The sequence below is a fragment of the Chitinophaga sp. Hz27 genome (assembly GCF_042263525.1).
In the GTDB taxonomy this organism is placed as follows: Bacteria; Bacteroidota; Bacteroidia; order Chitinophagales; family Chitinophagaceae; genus Chitinophaga.
Window position 1 is genome coordinate 204167 of sequence record NZ_JBHKFJ010000001.1, and the last position, 18115, is coordinate 222281.

The 18115-nt window shown below is 43.0% G+C and carries 15 protein-coding genes; 11 read left to right on the forward strand and 4 right to left on the reverse strand.

All coding sequences use genetic code 11. The annotated features are described in order from the left end of the window. Positions 1-22: 22 nt before the first annotated feature. The 4 genes from ACE38W_RS01040 (at position 23) to ACE38W_RS01055 (ending at position 2515) form a co-directional block, all read left to right on the forward strand. Entirely contained in the window at positions 23-754 is a 732-nt protein-coding gene (locus tag ACE38W_RS01040; protein WP_375828362.1) for a DUF6597 domain-containing transcriptional factor, read from the forward strand. Between the two features lie 65 nt (positions 755-819). Beyond that, entirely contained in the window at positions 820-1365 is a 546-nt protein-coding gene (locus ACE38W_RS01045; protein ID WP_375828363.1) for a dihydrofolate reductase family protein, read from the forward strand. Beyond that, positions 1349-2002: a Crp/Fnr family transcriptional regulator gene (locus ACE38W_RS01050; protein ID WP_375828364.1), complete on the forward strand. Its 654-nt coding sequence runs from the start codon at positions 1349-1351 to the stop codon at positions 2000-2002. The genes ACE38W_RS01045 and ACE38W_RS01050 overlap by 17 nt, the downstream gene beginning before the upstream one ends. 72 nt (positions 2003-2074) lie before the next feature. After that, a complete protein-coding gene (locus tag ACE38W_RS01055; protein ID WP_375828365.1) occupies positions 2075-2515 on the forward strand; it encodes a carboxymuconolactone decarboxylase family protein in 441 nt (146 codons plus the stop codon). Positions 2516-2593: 78 nt separating this feature from the next. Here the strand turns inward: ACE38W_RS01055 and ACE38W_RS01060 are convergent, their stop codons facing one another. Next, positions 2594-3193 (reverse strand): short chain dehydrogenase, encoded by a 600-nt coding sequence (locus ACE38W_RS01060; RefSeq protein WP_375828366.1) that lies wholly within the window; start codon positions 3191-3193, stop codon positions 2594-2596. Positions 3194-3421: 228 nt separating this feature from the next. Between ACE38W_RS01060 and ACE38W_RS01065 the strand changes: the two genes are divergently transcribed. From ACE38W_RS01065 to ACE38W_RS01075, 3 genes are all read left to right on the forward strand, one after another. Then, positions 3422-4642 carry a M57 family metalloprotease gene (locus ACE38W_RS01065; protein ID WP_375828367.1) on the forward strand — a complete coding sequence of 407 codons (1221 nt, stop codon included), beginning with the start codon at positions 3422-3424 and terminating at the stop codon, positions 4640-4642. A 107-nt stretch (positions 4643-4749) separates the two neighbouring features. Beyond that, on the forward strand, positions 4750-5559 hold the full coding sequence (locus tag ACE38W_RS01070; RefSeq protein WP_375828368.1) for a helix-turn-helix domain-containing protein: 810 nt from the start codon (positions 4750-4752) through the stop codon (positions 5557-5559). A 104-nt stretch (positions 5560-5663) separates the two neighbouring features. Next, entirely contained in the window at positions 5664-7454 is a 1791-nt protein-coding gene (locus tag ACE38W_RS01075) for a DUF885 family protein (RefSeq protein WP_375828369.1), read from the forward strand. Between the two features lie 138 nt (positions 7455-7592). Here ACE38W_RS01075 and ACE38W_RS01080 read toward each other — a convergent pair whose 3' ends face one another. The 3 genes from ACE38W_RS01080 to ACE38W_RS01090 all read right to left on the reverse strand — a co-directional run bounded on the left by ACE38W_RS01080 (position 7593) and on the right by ACE38W_RS01090 (position 11610). Next, complete coding sequence (locus ACE38W_RS01080; protein WP_375828370.1) at positions 7593-9038, reverse strand: hypothetical protein; 1446 nt, start codon at positions 9036-9038, stop codon at positions 7593-7595. A gap of 125 nt (positions 9039-9163) precedes the next feature. Continuing rightward, positions 9164-10336: an MFS transporter gene (locus ACE38W_RS01085; protein WP_375828371.1), complete on the reverse strand. Its 1173-nt coding sequence runs from the start codon at positions 10334-10336 to the stop codon at positions 9164-9166. A 29-nt stretch (positions 10337-10365) separates the two neighbouring features. Next, positions 10366-11610, reverse strand: a complete 1245-nt coding sequence (locus tag ACE38W_RS01090) for a serine hydrolase domain-containing protein (protein WP_375828372.1) — start codon at positions 11608-11610, stop codon at positions 10366-10368. 97 nt (positions 11611-11707) lie between these two features. Between ACE38W_RS01090 and ACE38W_RS01095 the strand changes: the two genes are divergently transcribed. The 4 genes from ACE38W_RS01095 to ACE38W_RS01110 all read left to right on the forward strand — a co-directional run bounded on the left by ACE38W_RS01095 (position 11708) and on the right by ACE38W_RS01110 (position 18053). Further along, a complete protein-coding gene (locus ACE38W_RS01095; RefSeq protein WP_375828373.1) occupies positions 11708-12100 on the forward strand; it encodes a winged helix-turn-helix transcriptional regulator in 393 nt (130 codons plus the stop codon). Positions 12101-12481: 381 nt separating this feature from the next. Further along, positions 12482-13627: an efflux RND transporter periplasmic adaptor subunit gene (locus ACE38W_RS01100; RefSeq protein WP_375828374.1), complete on the forward strand. Its 1146-nt coding sequence runs from the start codon at positions 12482-12484 to the stop codon at positions 13625-13627. Between the two features lie 14 nt (positions 13628-13641). Further along, on the forward strand, positions 13642-16752 hold the full coding sequence (locus tag ACE38W_RS01105; RefSeq protein ID WP_375828375.1) for an efflux RND transporter permease subunit: 3111 nt from the start codon (positions 13642-13644) through the stop codon (positions 16750-16752). Positions 16753-16766: 14 nt separating this feature from the next. Next, positions 16767-18053 (forward strand): TolC family protein, encoded by a 1287-nt coding sequence (locus tag ACE38W_RS01110; RefSeq protein WP_375828376.1) that lies wholly within the window; start codon positions 16767-16769, stop codon positions 18051-18053. The last annotated feature ends 62 nt before the right edge of the window (positions 18054-18115 follow it).

The window sequence follows — 18115 nt, forward strand, 5'->3', positions numbered from 1 at the left end:
TGAACCATTTGTAGCATTTATCATGAAGCATTATGCGCAGCATCCATGCCCTGAACTATCTTCCTATATTCATTCCTTCTGGGAACTAAAAGGATCAGCGTGTGATAGCCAATGGGAACGCATCTTTCCGGATGGCTGCCCTGGAATTATTATCAATGCTGGCGATGCCTGTAAAACAGATAATGGCCATACCATCCTGGAACATGGGAAAACATACGTAGTCGGCGCTATGACATCTTTTAAAGATAGCTTTATTGCTACTGATACACATCTGATAGGGGTATGCTTTAAACCAGCTGCATTTTCATCTTTCTTCAAATTTGTACCACAGCATGAGTTGACAAATCTCACCGTTGAATTTGACAAAAGACATTCATTGGATATCGGAAAGATATCTTCAGATAAAAATGGGTATCTCAATAGATATTTTTGGGAGAGAAAAAACGTGGTATACCCAACATTGCAGCCTGTTCTGGAAGATATTCATCGCTGCAATGGAAATATACAGATTTCCGAGATGGCTAAAAGAAACTTCATCACCACCAGACAACTGGAAAGACTTTTTAAAACCCATATCGGTTTAACTCCTAAAGAATACGTCAATATTATCCGCTTTCAATCTGCCCTGTCTATGATAAACGACCATCGCCGGAAAAGCTTATCTGATATAGCTTTCGATTGTGGCTTTTATGATCAGGCGCATCTCACCAATGAAATGAAACGGCATACCGGACTTACACCAGCAGAGATTTGATTTTGTCGCATTTTTCCAATAGATAATCCTAAGCTCATATTTACCTTTGCAAAAAAGACTAACGAATGAGAAAAATAGTTTTGAACCTGGCAGTAACTTTAGATGGTTTTATAGAAGGGCCAAACGGAGAAGTGGATTGGTGTATTATGGATGATGACATGGATTTTGGTCAATTTATTGACAGTGTAGATACCATCTTTTATGGCAGGGTAAGTTATGATGCCTGGGGTAATTATCAACCACAAAGTAATGTTACGCCGGCCGAAATGGAGATGTGGCAAGGCATTCACGCTAAAAAGAAATATGTTTTTTCACGCCAGCAAAGACATGATAATCGAGCTACATTCATTAGTGCTGACATCGAGCAACAGGTTGCTGCTATCAAACAACAAAGTGGCAAAGATATCTGGTTGTATGGTGGAGCAAGTTTAATCAAAACATTTATCCATGCAGGATTGATAGATGTTTATAAAGTTTCTGTACACCCTGTGGTATTGGGAACCGGCAAACCTCTGTTTGAAGATGTAAAACACAGAATAGGTTTAAAGCTAACAGGTACCAAGGTCTTTAAATCAGGCGTGGTAGAACTGACCTATGAGCCTGAAAAATAATTTCATTGAAAAATATGGTTTGTATGAAAAGTCTTCGGAAATTCCCATTCCATTTGCTGATGATATGAATAAACTGAATGCGCACATCCAACAATATATTCCCATCACTGAAGAGCGATTGTTAGCGCTCTCCGAATTCTTTGAAACGCGGACTTATGATAAGAAAGAATTTCTGATTAACGAAGGGGCGTTGTGCAAAGAAAAATTTTTCATCAACAAAGGCTTTCTACAAACCTGTTTTACAAAGTCTAACGGTATCGTACAAACGGTGGACTTCTCCCTGGAAAATTGGTGGGCTACTGATTTTGACGCTTTTTCAAAAGGCGGTAAGTCACAATATACTATCCAGGCCATTGAAAAGACAGAAGTTGTAGTGTTATCGGCGGGGAACCAGGAGCGCTTATTGCGCCAGTACCCTGAACTGGAGCGCTATTTTCACCTGGTTTTTCAAAGGGCTTATGCCGCCACCCAAAATAGGATCAGGCTGTTATACGAATTCTCCCGCGAAGAATTATTTGAGCACTTTATCCGTCAATATCCGGCCTTTGTGCAAAGGGTTCCTCAGTATTTATTAGCGTCCTTCCTGGGATTTACCCCAGAATATCTCAGTAAAATCAGGAAGAAACATATTTCTTAATCCAGTTTAAGTTTTTTTAAACCTTCATTTATCAACTTTGTTCTCAGATTCAAAACAGATAAAAATAAAAATATGGATCAGAGAATTAAAATTGAAGAAATAGAAAGTGGTGCTTACAGAGGCATGATTATACTGGAGAATTACCTCAAAACCAGCACTCTCACTGATATTCAAAAACACCTGATAAAAATCCGGGCTTCACAAATCAATGGTTGTGCATACTGTTTGAACATGCATACCAAAGATGCGCTGCAATTAGGAGAAACACAACAAAGGATCTTTGTTTTAAGCGCCTGGAGAGAAACTCACCTGTTTACAGAAGAAGAACAGATCTTACTGGAAATGACAGAGGAAATTACATTGATAAGTAAACAAGGTCTTACTGAAGCAACTTATCAGAAGGCTAAGAAAGCTTTTGATGATAATACTATTGCGCAGATTATCATGTCCATCGTAGCTATTAATGGATGGAACAGGATTGCTGTCAGTACCCATAAAGAACTGGATTCCTGAGATTATCTTCAAATCAAATTATAAGGGTTGCAGCGTTGTTATCAACGCTGCAACCGGCGCTGATGGAAGTGAATGATTTTAATACACCCTGAATATCTGACCAGTAATTTTTTCGTTTAGGCTTTCCTGGTAGGCATCAGTCAAAGATTGCATGGACACAGGTTTCAGGCCAGGGAAGAGATGGCCATAGGCTGCGGCGGAGTCTTCCACCATGCCAGGACTCACCACATTTATTCGTAGTCCTCTCTGCAACTCTATTGCTGCTGACAACACAAAGCTATGCAATGCACCGCTCGTCATGGCGCCTCCAGTAACACCTTTATAAGGTATGTCGGCAAATATGCCAGAGGTTAAAGTGAAGCAGCCATTGTTATTCAGATAGTGCTGACCGATGAGAACTATATTTACCTGACCAAATAATTTCCCATTAAAATCTTCCAGGAGCTGCTGTGAGGTAAGTGTTGAAAAGTTATCTAATGGGCCGGATGCTGCAATGCAAATACAAGCGTCGATGTCTTTTGCCTGCTCAAACATGGCTTTAATAGATGCTTCAGATGTAATATCCATGCGAATATCACCACTGTTTCTACCTGCGGTGATGATGTCATGTTGTCGGGCTAATTGTGGTGTGAGTTTTTTACCAATGGTACCGTTGGCCCCTATGATCAATATTTTCATAATAAATATATGGAGACGATTTGTTTTATTATTTATTGAGATGACCTTATAGGATAGATAAACAATTTACACAGAAATATTTAATTGTGATTGATGAGCAGGAATCCGTAGTAAAGAATAGGTGTTTATTTTCCCTGCTTACTGGCTGCAGTTGGGTAAAGTACATTGTAGCATTGTTTCGCGTACCCTAACTAATTACTGTAGCAAAGAACCCAAAATCTACATAAAATGAAAAAACTGTTTTGTTATCTCTCCCTATTTCTGTTAGCAATTTTATTTTCCTGCAACAAAGGCGACAAGCAAATCGCTAAAGTTCCAGACGATGTAATCGCCAAACTCAAGACAGCAGGCTTCGATACCAGCGAAGGAGTTATGAAGTACAAAGATGGATACCTGGTAGAATACGATATCTTCCTGACACCAGAACAGATCAATGCGCTGGCGAATGAGAAAGATAATAAGAAGGTGAAGGTGGAGCATTATAGTACCAATAATCTTGTTACTGCCACTCCTCGTACTATTCGTGTATTCATTGACGGTGGATTCGACAGCTACCTGCAAACTGCCTTTGATCAGGCGTTGGCAAGGTATAATGATCAACACCTGGCCTTGAGCTTCCAGCGTGTTACTACGGCTGCTGCTGCCGAAATCAGCATTATTTCTTTCTATGAGGTAAGTAACGTATTAGGCTATAGCGCCGGTTTCCCAACTGGTGGTAATCCAGCAAGCCCTATACGTTTGAATACTTACTATTACAATGCCTCTTCGCATCGTGCGGATGCCGCAACAACCATAGCCCATGAAATTGGCCATGCTATTGGTTTCCGTCATACGGACTATATGAACAGGTCATTCAGCTGCGGTGGCAGCGGTGGCAATGAAGGTGATGGCGGCGTTGGTGCTAATCCGATCCTGGGTACGCCTACTACACCATCTGCTGGTTCCTGGATGCTTGCATGTTCCAGCAATACGGACCGTCCATTTACCTTTTATGACAAGATTGCACTGATCACTACCTATCCTGGCACCTATCCAGGTGGCTTGGCTCCTATAGGACAAACCATCTCCTTAAAAGCAGGCATTAACGGCAGGTTTGTATGCGCTGAAAATGGAGGCTCTTCTCCATTAATCGCTAACCGCACCGCTGTAGGCGATTGGGAAAAATTCAAGGTAATCGACGCGGGAAATGGCCTTATTGCCCTACAGGCGATTGTTAACAACAGCTATGCGTGTGCAGATAATGCCGGCGCTTCTCCTATGATCGCCAATCGTAGTGCTATCAACATCTGGGAAAAATTCCGCTGGATCAATAACTCAGATGGTACTATCAGTATCCAGGCGTTTGTAAACAACAGTTACATTTCTGCCGAAAATTCCGGTGCTGACCCATTGATCGCCAATCGCGAAGCCATTGGCCCATGGGAGAAATTCACCTGGCAGCAACAATAATAATCGCTGAGAATAAGAATTTGGAACAGCTGACGGCCTGCCGTTAGCTGTTCTTTTTCATAAAAGGGGATTTAATGAATTCCCTTAAAATGCTTATTTTGTTGTGAATGCAGAACAGCTCAGCCATACTTTTAGAAGCAGGAACCTACGTTGGAGAACCGGTACGTCAACAATTGTTTGATGGAATCATTGCGTCAGAAAATTTTTATGAGGCTGGAACTGTGTCTGACTGGCACTTTCACGAGAATCCCCATTTTTCGCATATCCTGAATGGTGGTAGTAAAGAGATGCGCAGCAAAGGCCCTGACCTTCAACGACCAGGCTCATCTTTATATTATTACCCGGGCATAGCGCACCAGAACATAGATTATCTAGCTGGTACCAGAATATTTAATCTTGAATTTACCAGAGAATTTTTTACAAAATATAATATCAATATCCCGGAAGAATCCTGGATGTTTAGTGACGACGCTCAATGGAATCGCCCTTTGCTGGTCACTATTATGGCGGAACATTATCTCAGCGACACTATAGGCAGTAGTTTGTCTATTCACCAGCTTTGTCTTGATCTGCTCAGTACAGTAGGTGCTCAACAGGATATGAATCCCGCCTGGACCAAAAAAGTGAAAGAGGCGATGTACGATAACTGGAATAATCCACTATGCCTTGCAGACCTTGCAGCAGCAGTAGATCTGCATCCTGTTACCATCTCCCGATATTTCCCCCGGTATTTTGGATGTACGCTGGGAGAGTATCTCCGTAAAATAAAAATCGAAAAGGCGCTGTCCATGATACGCTCCCAAAAGCAGACATTGACCGAGATCGCCTATGACTGCGGTTTTGCTGACCAGGCACACTTTATAAAAACCTGTAAACGACTCACAGGTATCACGCCAAAACAATATCAGAAAATATAGAGATATTTCTGGCCCAGGTTAATATCGTACAATTTTTTGCATGCTCGTCGCCATAATTTCGCTGCTGAAACGTCACCATTCACGGTCACGTATAAGCGAAAAATATGATTAGTGTAATCCGTTTCTTTATTTTCCTGCTGCTGGCTGCGATGGCTTCTGTTAAGCTATTGGCGCAGCAACCCAATGCTGCCTTGCACCAGTTATTTGAAAAATACTACGATAGAGAATCTTACTTTAATCCGTTTCAGGCAACCGCCAATGGTATCCATCAATACGACGATCTGCTGCCCAATGAGGGTTCCGCCAGTTTCATAGCGGCGCGCAAAGCTTTTTATCAATCTACGTTAACATCCTTACATAAATTTGAAAGGCCCTCTTTGTCAGCAGCAGACCAACTATACTATGATATCCTGGAATATATGCTGAATATGGATATCGAAGGACTAAGCCTTCACCTGGAATATTTACCATTCAACCAATTTACTGCGGCTATACCAAAGGATATGGCCTCGTTTGGATCAGGAGATGGTCCTCAGCCTTTTGCAACTGTAAAGGATTATGAGAATTGGTCTAAACGAATGATGGCATTCAAAGATTGGACAGATACGACATTAGCTAATTTTGAGAAAGGAAAGAAAATGGGTATGGTCTTGCCAAAAGACCTGGTACTCAAAATGATTCCGCAGATGACAGCGCTCGCGGAGAAGGATACCACCAAATGCATTTTCTATGCGCCGGTGCGTAAATTTCCGGCATCCTTTTCTGCTGATAGCAAGCGGAGGCTAACGGCCATGTACCAACGAATTATTCCGGCTTATGTCCTGCATTCTTATGATACGTTGGCTAATTACCTGAAAAATGATTACCTGCCTTATGCGCAGGATCAGCCGGGGCTGCATGCGCTGCCTGGTGGCGATAGTCTTTATCGCTATTTTATCAGGCAATATACTACAACGGCAGCCCTGAGCCCGGATTCCATCTATAACCTTGGTATCAGTGAGGTAAACAGGATTACGCTGGCCATGGAAGAGAATAAAAGAATCAATGGCTTCCAGGGAACATTACCAGCGTATTTCTACTTTTTGCGCACAGATCCGAAGTTCAGGCCATTTAAGCAGCCGGAAGAGGTGTTGAATGCCTATCGTGCTATCTACCAGAAAATACAACCACATTTAAGAAATTTTTTTGAAAATGAGCCTGAGACGCCTTTTGTGATCCGCAGGGTAGATCCTTTTCAGGAGGCGGCGATGGGCGGGCCCTATTACATAAAAGGCAATCTCAAAGAACATCGTCCCGGAACTTTCTATGTGCCGGTGCCTGATGCTACGAAGATCAATGTTGTGTTTTATGGTTTGGAATGTACGTTTATACATGAAGCGATCCCTGGACACCACTACCAGATTGCATTGCAGCAGGAACAAGCCGGGCTGCCAGCTTTCCTGCAACAGAATGCTTTATATGCTTTTATGGAAGGATGGGCATTGTATTGTGAGTCGCTCGGTGATAGCCTGGGATGTTATACCGATGCTTACCAGAAAATGGGCGCGTTAAATAATGAAATTCACCGCGCTATTCGTTTAGTCGTGGACGTGGGTATACATACAGGGAAATTATCAAAAGCACAGGCCATACAGTATATGATGGACCACGAGTCTATCAGTAAAGAGATCGCCACCGCAGAAATTGAGCGCTACATGGCTTGGCCGGGTCAATCACTTTCCTATAAAATTGGAGAGCTGAAAATTAAATCTCTAAAAGAAAAATATAAACAATTACAAGGAAATCGTTTCAGTGTACCAGCGTTTCACACTGCCATCCTGAAATATGGCTGTATGCCACTGGATGTTTTGGAGCGTTACCTGGATGCCTGGAACGAAGCACAGCTGAAAGTATAGCACAGCTTTGCGTCATAAATGAAAAAGCGGGATCGGGCTCCCGCTTTTTACTTTTTTAACTGCACTTCCAGTTAAGACCTCTTACTAAGGATATTATCTGCCATTGGAAATATCTCCCATCTATTTAAATCGAACCATTTAATTCTTCCAATTGATTTTTCCAATTTTATAAGTAGATCTTCCTATGTTTTTTTGTTGGAAGGCAGTGTAAATCAGCTGCCCATTCGAAACCCGGTAAGCGTCAATTGCTAAGTGATGGGCTTCCGTTTCATCAGTTGTAACAAATTTTTTTTCTGCCTTGCCGTCTTTACTAATGTAAACGCAGGCTATACCACTTTTAGGCATCTTATTCATGATTTGCAGCTCGCGTATTTTCTTGTCGTCCGGGTTAGATACGGTGGTATTATCCAGCCAGTCTGTGAAAAATATGTACATATCATCATTGTCCATAGTAATAACAGAGCCAGTGTGATTGTGAGCTTGCTGTTCAAATTGATTCTTCACAATAGTATGCTGCCAGCCAACTTTACCATCGGGGTTTATCTTAAATGCAAATGCCTCCGCACTGTAATAATCTGTTCCTGAGTGCCCACTATTCGTAAACCATCTTTTTTCAGTCATAATGTCGTAGTAGAGGTATATGCTGCCATCATTACCATAATGGAGATAGCGCCAGTAGGCGTTTTCCGGAATAGGTTTTTCCAAGGAGACAGATTTAATTTCACTCATTTTGTTGGAGATGATATCATACTGTCCGATAAAATATCCGGAGACCTCTTTCTTATTGTACCGTTCAACGATCATCACATATTTATCATCGATTAATCTCCAGGTAGGTGGGCTGTCAATGTCGGCATTCAGTGAGGGAAGGGAGACCGTTTTTATATCATTTTTATCTTTGATGGTAGTGATTTCTACGTTTAACTTGTCTTTTTTGGAAAGACGATAATGGGTTATGATATAAAAGGTGCCGTTATCACTCAAATCATATTGGATATTTTCGATATCATCTTTGGAATGTTTGTCGTGATAGGTAATCTGTTTTTTTATCTTCATTTCCTGATCAAATATTACCAGGTCGAAAGTGCCTGTTTCTTTTTTCTGGTAGCTTTTACACAAGAAATACTTATAGTTATCAGATGCGCCAGCACTCATTTTTCGATCGTCAGCACTAACTTTAAAAAGATCTTCTTTCAATATAGCACTATGATCCTTGTCATTAATCTGATATAAGCTAATCTGATCATTTTTATCCTCATAAGCCAGATAAAGTTTGTCGCTTGTAGGATATGAAGCACGCAGGATTTTCTTCTCCAGTTCCGGTATTTCTTTTTCTTTGATCACATTTAAATTCGTATCAAGAACAATCATATTGCTATGATCAAAATTTCTATTGTAATTAAAAGCATTATGTGGCGAGGCATACTCCAGGCAAATTATCTTGTCGTTGCCCAATGTGTAAAAATTATGCCAGTAGTCTCCATGCTCAAGTTCAGATTTAATAGCGGTGAAATGCTGTGCCAGTGCAGATATAGACATTGACATAACAATACAGAACGGCAGTGCCGTGCGAAGTTTTTTCATAGGGTTATTGTTATTATTAAAATTAATATATGGATATAAATGAGAAACCGGCCATGTTTTTCTTAATGAAAACCATGGCCGGTTAAATGGGAGAAATATATTATTATAACAGTTTACCTGAATCGTTATTGTGCGCAAGGCTCCTTCACACTATATGATTGTTTGTTTTCCAACGCTGCACGTATCAGTATCATCACAAATGCCATAGTTCCAAAAACAATCGTCATCCACGGGGTATACTGTACGCCTTTGCTGGCGATGATCCATCCGCCAACAGTAGTGCCCAAAGTAACACCGAGATTGCCGAAGGACGTAGCCAGGCTGTTGGCAAATTCCAGTGCATGTGGTGCGGAGGAAATCATATAGGTAGAAGCATTGAGAAATGCTGGTGAATACATGAAGCCCCATAAGCCGATTACTGCAATAGTGGCGGCCATATTGCCATTGGAGTAATACAGCAATACAGGAATGAATAACGTGCCTGACAGAAAAAAGGCGGTGGTAGTGGTAATATTTTTGTTGAGCATCTTGCCAGCGATCCAGGTGGCCACTACGCCAATGATACCAAATACAAACAACATGTAACTGACCATGGTGTCGTCCATGCCTTTTGCTTTGTTGAGATATTCGGCAAAGTAACTGTAGGTACAGAACCAGCCGGAAACCATAAAGAAATTCATCAGTGTACTAACAATAAAAGTAGGCTGCTTTAATATCATTAGCTGGCTGCCGTAAGATTTCTTTTCATTCACCGGCATGTTTTCCATTCCGAAGTAAATAGTTACCCATGCAATAAGGCTCACTGCCGTTTGTATCATAAACGAATATTCCCAGCTGAAAATACTGGCAATATAAGTGGCCAGCGGCACGGTGGTCACCATTGCAAGGGTTACACCGCTGAAAACAATGCTCATCAATCCGTTTTCGTTTGCTTTATCACCTTTGGATACCGCCACTGATAGAGCTGTAGCAATATATACCGGTTGTAAAAAGGCTGGTAAAATACGCACCAGCAACAATAGCCAGAAGGGTGGAGAAAAAGAAGAGACAATGCCGGTAATCAGAAAGCAACCAATAGCTGCCAGCATTATTTTTTTCCTGTCGAAACCTGCTGCCAGTAAGGTCATCAACGGCCCAGTGAGTGCAATGACTAAGGCAAACACGCTTAACAGCAAACCTGCTTTATCTATACTGATGTTATAATGCGCCGCTATCTGCGGTAATATGCCTATCACGCCGAATTCAGTGGTGATCACGCCGAGTAAGCCCAGACTTCCAATATAAGCGTACTTTTTCATCCTATGTTTCCGTTTGTGCGTTTACGTTATTATTTATCAAGATTTGAATAGATAACATCACTGTAGCGGATATGCAGTTCCCAGAAGTCGGCGGGCAGATATTCCTGTGTATATACTAACACTATCATTTTCTCTGCGGGGTCCACCCAATACTGGGTATTAAATGCGCCGCCCCAGAAAAAGGTACCTACGCTTTCTGCATGTTTGAATTTGTTGTCTGGTGTTACAAGTTCAAAGCCAAGTCCAAAGCGCGTATCAGGATCGCCGTGTGCAATCGTTTTTTCCGGAAGCTGATTGGTGGTCATCATGGCGATGGTTCTACTGCTAAGCAATCGTTTGCCTTTGTAGGTGCCGCCGTTTAACAGCATTTGCAGAAATTGGCTATAATCCGCTGTAGTAGTGCTTAAGCCCGCACCACCAGAGAAATAGGTATCTTTTATTAGTGGATACTCCACCGGGTTGCCTTCGTATATAGCGTTGTTTATTTTTGTCCAGCCCTTATCCGTTTTTTGTACTACGGCTACAAGGCGACCCGCTTTTTCCTGTGGCAGCAGGAAATAAGTGTCTTTCATTTCCAGCGGTTCAAATATTCGTTTACGAAAGAATTCGTCCAGCGGCATGCCGCTGACTACTTCCACGAGGTAGCCTAAGACGTCTGTACTTAGTCCGTAGGTAAATGCTTCGCCTGGCTGATGTACAAGTGGCTGCTGCGCTAGCAGGTCTATCCGTTCTTTTAACAACCCTTTGCTACCGATGCCGGTAGATGTGCCTGATTTTGCGTAAATAGCGTTAAACCGTGGGTCTGATGAAAAGAATGGATAACTCAGGCCGGAGGTATGCCTAAACAAATCCCTGATAGTGATTTCTCTATTGGCAGGAACCGTGGTAAAGCTGGTGTCAGCCGCCTGGTAAGTAGCCAGTACCTTAGGATTTTTGAATGCAGGAATGTATTTGGAGATAGGGTCGTCCAGCAGGAGGTAGCCTTCTTCCCAAAGCATCATTACAGCTACGCTGGTAATAGCCTTTGTTTGTGAAGCTACGCGGAATATATCATCCGTGCGCATAGGGCGTTTGGTGTCAATGTCTGCATAACCAAAAGCTTTATTATAAGCTGTTTTGCCATCTTTTATTACCAGTACGTTGATGCCTGTAACTGATTCATTTTTAATTAACCTGGCAGACAGATCATCCAGTTTTTTTTCCAGTGTATTAGTTTGCGCTATTGCCGCACTGCTAATCATCATGCCTATCAGTAGTGAAAATATCTTGTTCATATTGGTTCGTTTTAAATTGATGACCCAAAATTATAGAGGTATCTTTACTTTTGTGTAGTATACAGCTGATTGTATGGTACTAACAAATTTGTAAGTAATGGGAAAAAGAAAGGAAAACTCGACCAACATTATAAATGAAGAATATCTAAAAGAGTGCGATCTTACCTATGCGATTTGTATGGTAGGAGGGAGATGGAAATTGCTGATATTGTGTAACCTGGAGCATAGAAAACTGCGTTTCAGCGAGCTACGCAAACAGATCAGCGGCATCACAGAAAGGATGCTGGCCCTGCAACTGAAAGAGCTGGAAAAAGCTGGGCTGGTGAAAAGGACCGTATATGCTGAAGTGCCACCAAGGGTAGATTATGAACTAACGTCAATTGCCAGAGAGCTGGTGCCTATCTGGGCGCAGCTTAGCAGCTGGGGTAAAAAACATAAGCAATCCAATGCTGACATCTCCCTGGTAGAAAATCTTTCTACAGTTAATTAATGTAAACCAGGCAATTATCTTGTTACATAACTGCTGGTAAACACCTGTCTTCTCCGTACCCCAACAATAACGGATATACGAATCCGCTTCTAATAAATTTCTAATAACATTATATACTCGTTCTAATAGCCTCTTCGGGAGGCTATTTTAATTTTGCACTGCATTTAAAGCAATGCATCAATGAAAAATGGACAGCGAATTTTCGGATAGTAAACAATTATTAAACAAAGCTTCCCTGTGAGGATTAGCCTGGCTACTCCTTGCCAGGAGCCTAATGCCACCCATCATGCACCTACAACTTTATCATATTCCTTATTACTAACCAAGGCTGGTATATCTGCACAAATCAATAAAATACATAGGCGAGTAAAATTTAAATCAATGGTTGTAAAACAAATCCATCTGCATGGCTTGAAATCTATTGTCCTGCTATGTATGGGAGCAGGAATGGTATTGTCCTTCGCTTCCTGCCAACAAACCCAGGGCGGTAATGACGCTGTTTCCTATACTATAAGCGGGGATACAATTACGCTACCGCTCAACTCTAACCTACTGAGTAAACTAAAAGATACGATTGTGCAAGCAGCACCCTATCGCCTGCAACTGTTTACTGCCGGTACTGTAAAAGCTATTCCCACACAGTTCGCGGAAATAGCGCCTCCCTTCCAGGGCCGCGTAACACGCTCTTACCTGCGACTGGGCATGAAAACAACTCCCGAAACACCGCTGTTCGAAATCTCTTCTCCAGATTTTGTTCAGGCACAGAAGGTATTCTTCCAGGAGAAATCACAACTAGAGCAAGCGCGTAAAAACCTGCAACGCCAGCAAGATCTGGTAGCACATGGTGTGGGTACCCAGAAAGACCTGGAAGAAGCCCAGACAGCCTATGATGTAGAGAAAAAGGAATACGAAAATGCAGCTGTAGGTATCCGTTTATTTAAAGCAGATCCAGAGAAGCTTTCTCTTGGTCAGCCATTGGTAGTACGCGCACCCATAAACGGCGAAGTAATTGAAAACAAGGTGGTATTAGGACAGTTCATCAAGGATGATGCCGCCAGTGTAGCCACGGTGGCTGATCTGTCCAAAATATGGATAGCAGGACAAGTGAAAGAAAAAGATATCCGCTTTATTCATGAACTGGATGAATGTAATATTGAAATTGCGGCACTCCCTGAAAAACATATCAAAGGCAAAGTATATCATGTGAATGAAATCGTGGATGAATCCACTCGTAGCGTAGAAGTATTGATAGCAGCCAATAACACCGACCATACGCTGAAACCCGGTATGTACGTCACCGTGAATTTTGTAGACGCCCCTACCACGGCTATTCTGATCCCTACTAAAGCGTTGCTGCAAATGAATGATGCCAGCTTTGTTTTTGTGGAGGTAGCCGCACATAAATATCAACGCCGCAAAGTGGTGACAGGCAATACTGTTGGAGATCACGTGGTTATTCAGTCTGGCCTCAGCGCCGGCGAAAAAATTGTTTCCTCTGGCGGGTTCTATTTACTGGACGCTAAATAATTTCTGTACTGAACATGAAAAAGTTAATATTCACCGCCATCCATAAGCGCTGGCTGTTTGCCGCGCTATTCATACTGTTGGGCGTTTTTGGCTACTATTCCTGGAAACAGTTATCTGTAGAAGCTTACCCCGACATTGCAGACGTTACCTCCCAGGTAGTGACACAGGTGCCTGGCCTCGCAGCAGAAGAAGTAGAACAGCAAATTACCATCCCAGTAGAACGCGCGCTCAACGGTATGCCTGGCATGCACGTGATGCGTAGCAAAAGTACTTTCGGACTAAGCATCGTCACCATAGTATTTGAAGATGGGATAGATGATTATTGGGCCAGACAAAGGATCACTGAGCGATTGAATGACGTGGATCTTCCTTACGGTGCAAAGCCAGGACTGGACCCGCTTACATCGCCCATTGGTGAAATCTATCGGTATATCATTGAAAGTAAAAATCATGACCTGCGACAGTTAACAGATCTACAGACCTGGACCATTATTCCACGTATCAGGCAAGTGCCGGGCGTGGCCGATGTGACCAACTTTGGTGGTATCACCACACAATACCAGGTGGAGCTGGACCCACGCAAACTGGAGCAGTATAATTTATCGCTCGGAGATGTACAAACAGCTATCAACAATAACAACGCAAATGCTGGTGGTAGTGTGCTTACACGTGGCGACCTGGGCTATGTAGTACGTGGGATAGGATTGGTAAAGAAACTGGAAGGATTGGGAAATGTGGTTGTGAAATCCGTTAATGGAGTGCCCGTATTTCTGAAAGATATCGGTACCCTCAAATACGGTAACCTCGAACGTAAAGGTATACTCAGCTATACAGATCGTAAAGTGGATTATAGTGAAGGTGTAGAAGGTATTGTGCTGTTACTGAAAGGCCAAAATCCTTCAGTGGTGCTGAAAGGCATCCATGATGCCGTAGAAGATCTGAATAAAAATATCTTGCCGGAAGGCGTTACCATTCGCCCTTATCTCGACAGAACAAATCTGGTGGATACTACACTGGATACGGTATCGCATACACTGTTAGAGGGTATGAGTCTGGTTATTATCGTGCTTATCGTATTCCTCGGAAACTGGCGCGGGGCTTTGATTGTGGCGATTACGATTCCATTGGCATTGCTGATTGCTTTTATACTGATGCATTTCACGCATATCCCGGCAAACTTGTTATCCCTTGGAGCTATTGACTTTGGGATCATCGTGGATGGCGCGATTGTGATGATGGAAACGATTTTGAAGAAGCGGGAAGATAACCCTGAGGAAGAATTGCAAGAGTTGACAATAGGACAGCGGGCAGCGCTGGTAGCAAGGCCTATCCTCTTCTCTACAATTATCATCATCACTGCTTATCTGCCGCTGTTTTCTTTTGAACGTGTGGAGAAAAAGCTGTTCACACCAATGGCCTTTACAGTAGGCTATGCGCTGCTGGGCGCGCTGGCAGTTGCTTTGCTGCTAATTCCAGGATTGGCTTATGCCGTATATCGCAAGCCGCGAAAGCTCTTTCATAATAAGTGGCTGGAAAAGCTGACGGAATTTTACGATAGTCGTATCCGTAAGATCATGAATAAGCCTAAGCAGGTATTTATTCCTTTAGCCATAGTACTTACAGGCGCCATCATTTTATCTGTTACTGTTGGCAAAGACTTCTTACCTCCGCTGGATGAAGGTTCCATCTGGGTACAGGTGCAGCTGCCTCCTGGTGTATCGCTGGAGAAATCGAAAGAGATGAGTGATAGTTTGCGTGCGCATACCATGAAATACGGGGAGGTAACCTATATGATGGTGCAGGCAGGCCGTAACGATGACGGCACCGATCCCTGGACAGCCTCTCACTTTGAATGTAGTATTGGCATCAAACCATACAAAGAGTGGAAGCATGGGCGTACCAAAGAAGACCTGATCAATGATCTGGCAAAAGAATATGCAGCCATGCCTGGTTATACAGTGGGTTTCAGTCAGCCTATGATTGATGGCGTAATGGATAAGATTGCCGGTGCGCATAGTGAGTTGGTAGTGAAGATTTATGGAGATGATTTCGGTGAAACGCGTCGTATAGCCGAAGGGGTACTAGCTACCTTGAAAACCGTAAAAGGCTCTGCAGATCTGGCTATCGACCAGGAACCGCCATTGCCGCAATTACAGATCTCTGCCGACAGAGATGCGATGGCACGGTATGGGGTAAACGTAAGTGATGTGAGTGAGCTGATAGAAGTAGCCATAGGTGGGAAGGCCATCTCACAGGTTTTTGAAGGCAATAAAGTATATGATGTGATCTGCAGGTATAATGAAGATAGTCGTAATACGCCGGAGAAAATCGCTAACCTGATGCTTACCTCTTCTACTGGCGCTAAGATCCCATTATCGCAGGTGGCCACCATCAGAACAGCCACTGGTGAAAGTACTATCACCAGAGAAATGAATAAGCGCCATCTTACGGTAAAGCTGAACCTCCGTGGTACTGACCTCACTAGCTTCTTGCAGGCAGCTCAGCAAAAAATAGAGACCCAGGTGAAGTATGACCACGATAAATATCATATCGCTTGGGGCGGACAGTTCGAAAATCAGAACCGTGCTTATGCAAGATTAGCGGTGATAGTGCCACTGGCATTGGCTATCATGTTCCTGCTACTGTATGGCGCATTTGGTAAATTCAGACAGGCAGGCCTGATACTGAGCATCGTGCCACTGGCATTGTTTGGAGGTATGCTGGCATTGAATGTAAGAGGTATGACGCTGAATGTCTCTTCAGCAGTAGGTTTCATCGCTTTGTTCGGCGTGGCCATACAAAATGGTGTGATCCTGATATCACATATCAACGATTTGCGAAAGCAGGGATATGCATTATTAGCAGCAGTAACGGAAGGAGCGAAGCACCGTTTCAGGCCGGTACTGATGACGGCCACGGTGGCGGCGCTCGGACTATTACCAGCATCACTGGCCACAGGCATAGGCTCAGACGTACAGCGGCCGCTGGCTACGGTTATCGTGTATGGTCTCTTTGTAGCCACTGCCATCACACTGTTTGTATTGCCAGCATTGTATTACCTGCTGGAAAAGAAATGGGGAAATGCTGATTACACCGATGTTTCAGCAGAAACTGCATCGCATTAAAAATGATTAGAAATATGTACAATCACTATAAAAAAATGTTCCTGCTATTGCTGCTAACCAGTATGGGGCTAGCAGTGCAGGCGCAGACGGATACCAATTTTATACGGACGGATCTCGCGCTGGATCAGTATCTCAATAAAGTAGGGAAGCAGAATTTAGGATACATTGCTACACAGTATGATGTCAGTATTGCGGACGCTGGAATTGAAAGTGCAAAAGTATTCCCTGATCCGGAATTGTCGATAGGCGTTTATGACAACCAACAAGCAAGTTTACACCTGGGGCGTGGGTATAATGCTGGTCTCAGTAATATTTTTGAATTGGGAGGTAAACGATCTGCCAGGATAGGATTGGCGAAAAGCCAGGCGGACCTGAGCAAGGCCTTGTTGCAGGACTATTTTCGCAACCTCCGCGCAGATGCTGCGCTGGCATATTATAGTGCCTTGCAGCAGTACTGCCAGTATAAGGTAATGCTGGATTCATATCATACCATGAAACAGTTGGCTGATGCGGATTCTATAAGATATAAACTCGGCGCTATCATGGAAGTGGATGCGCGCCAGTCGAAGCTGGAAGCCGGTAACTTGCTGAATACGCTGTACCAGGGCGAGGCCGACTGGAAAACGGCGCTGGTGCAGCTCAATCTCTTTATGGGTAAAGAACAGCATGATACGCTGGCATTTCCTACCGGCGATTTTGAGCACCTGAACCGCAATTTTCCTTTGATGAATATGATTGACAATGCACAGAATAACCGTGCAGACGTAGTAGCAGCAAAGGGAAACAAAACAGTGGCAGAAAAAACACTGAAGCTGGCAAAGGCCAACAGGAAAATAGATTTGGGTGTAAATGCCGGTTATCAATATAATGGAGAGTCTACCAACGAAATAGCGCCTACGCCTATGTATAAAAGTGTGAATGCGGGTATTGCTATTCCTTTAAAATTCTCCAATGCCTACAAGGGAGAGCTGAAAGCGGCGAGATATGCAATACAGCAATCTGCAACACAGTACGACCAGGTGCTGCTGCAGATCAGTACAGAGGTGACGCAGGCATATATGAACTACGAGGCAGCACAGAAGCAGGTTTCGCAGTATAGAAGTGGCCTGATGACTGAAGCCGCAAAGGTTTTGGAAGGAAAGATATACAGCTATAAACGTGGAGAAACCTCTTTGCTGGAAGTGTTAAATGCACAACGTACCTACAACGATATCCAGCAGAGTTATTATCAGTCGCTGTACAATTATGCAGCAACATTAATTAACCTGGAACGGAGTGCAGGTATCTGGGATTTGCAATAATTTATTCATCCATATTTATATTCAAAAATAGATTACAGGTTGTTCTTTATTGAGCAGCCTAT

What these genes read in the sequence shown, in the direction of transcription:
- ACE38W_RS01095 (WP_375828373.1), top strand. Translation starts at nt 11,708, where the DNA reads ATGGGAAAAAGAAAGGAAAACTCGACCAACATTATAAATGAAGAATAT.
- ACE38W_RS01080 (WP_375828370.1), bottom strand. Translation starts at nt 9,038, where the DNA reads ATGAAAAAACTTCGCACGGCACTGCCGTTCTGTATTGTTATGTCAATG.
- ACE38W_RS01050 (WP_375828364.1), top strand. Translation starts at nt 1,349, where the DNA reads ATGAGCCTGAAAAATAATTTCATTGAAAAATATGGTTTGTATGAAAAG.
- ACE38W_RS01075 (WP_375828369.1), top strand. Translation starts at nt 5,664, where the DNA reads ATGATTAGTGTAATCCGTTTCTTTATTTTCCTGCTGCTGGCTGCGATG.
- ACE38W_RS01100 (WP_375828374.1), top strand. Translation starts at nt 12,482, where the DNA reads ATGGTTGTAAAACAAATCCATCTGCATGGCTTGAAATCTATTGTCCTG.
- ACE38W_RS01045 (WP_375828363.1), top strand. Translation starts at nt 820, where the DNA reads ATGAGAAAAATAGTTTTGAACCTGGCAGTAACTTTAGATGGTTTTATA.
- ACE38W_RS01085 (WP_375828371.1), bottom strand. Translation starts at nt 10,336, where the DNA reads ATGAAAAAGTACGCTTATATTGGAAGTCTGGGCTTACTCGGCGTGATC.
- ACE38W_RS01055 (WP_375828365.1), top strand. Translation starts at nt 2,075, where the DNA reads ATGGATCAGAGAATTAAAATTGAAGAAATAGAAAGTGGTGCTTACAGA.
- ACE38W_RS01065 (WP_375828367.1), top strand. Translation starts at nt 3,422, where the DNA reads ATGAAAAAACTGTTTTGTTATCTCTCCCTATTTCTGTTAGCAATTTTA.
- ACE38W_RS01070 (WP_375828368.1), top strand. Translation starts at nt 4,750, where the DNA reads ATGCAGAACAGCTCAGCCATACTTTTAGAAGCAGGAACCTACGTTGGA.
- ACE38W_RS01090 (WP_375828372.1), bottom strand. Translation starts at nt 11,610, where the DNA reads ATGAACAAGATATTTTCACTACTGATAGGCATGATGATTAGCAGTGCG.
- ACE38W_RS01105 (WP_375828375.1), top strand. Translation starts at nt 13,642, where the DNA reads ATGAAAAAGTTAATATTCACCGCCATCCATAAGCGCTGGCTGTTTGCC.
- ACE38W_RS01110 (WP_375828376.1), top strand. Translation starts at nt 16,767, where the DNA reads ATGTACAATCACTATAAAAAAATGTTCCTGCTATTGCTGCTAACCAGT.
- ACE38W_RS01040 (WP_375828362.1), top strand. Translation starts at nt 23, where the DNA reads ATGAAGCATTATGCGCAGCATCCATGCCCTGAACTATCTTCCTATATT.
- ACE38W_RS01060 (WP_375828366.1), bottom strand. Translation starts at nt 3,193, where the DNA reads ATGAAAATATTGATCATAGGGGCCAACGGTACCATTGGTAAAAAACTC.